The organism is Burkholderia sp. SIMBA_051 (assembly GCF_046534915.1).
GTDB classification, from domain to species: domain Bacteria; phylum Pseudomonadota; class Gammaproteobacteria; order Burkholderiales; family Burkholderiaceae; genus Burkholderia; species Burkholderia ambifaria.
The window spans coordinates 1-267 of sequence record NZ_JAWRXS010000353.1 but is presented as its reverse complement, the minus strand read 5'-3'; the positions used below and the strand labels follow the sequence as shown (position 1 = coordinate 267).

The window sequence follows — 267 nt, the reverse complement described above, 5'->3', positions numbered from 1 at the left end:
AGGGGCTGCCTCTGCACGATCTGCACAAGATGGCGAACCGGTTCGCTCGCTTCACGTTTGCCGATCTGAATGCAAGGGGCAAACTGCTGCCGAAAAGGTTGCTGGATACGTTCATGTCGCTCTGCCGTGATCGCGGCGTGAAGGCTGCGCTGGAACATTACAAGGGCACGCCCGATGTGCGGAAGGTGAACGCGTTCTGGCGCTCCCACCACGCCAACTGGTGGAAGCCAGAGCTGATGATGGAGCAGGCATGTGACGCATTGCGCA

The 267-nt window shown here is 59.6% G+C and carries 1 pseudogene; it reads left to right on the top strand.

Annotation, left to right across the window (positions count from 1 at the left end):
• Positions 1–267 (top strand): annotated as a pseudogene (locus SB771_RS34830) (hypothetical protein); the annotation flags it as partial.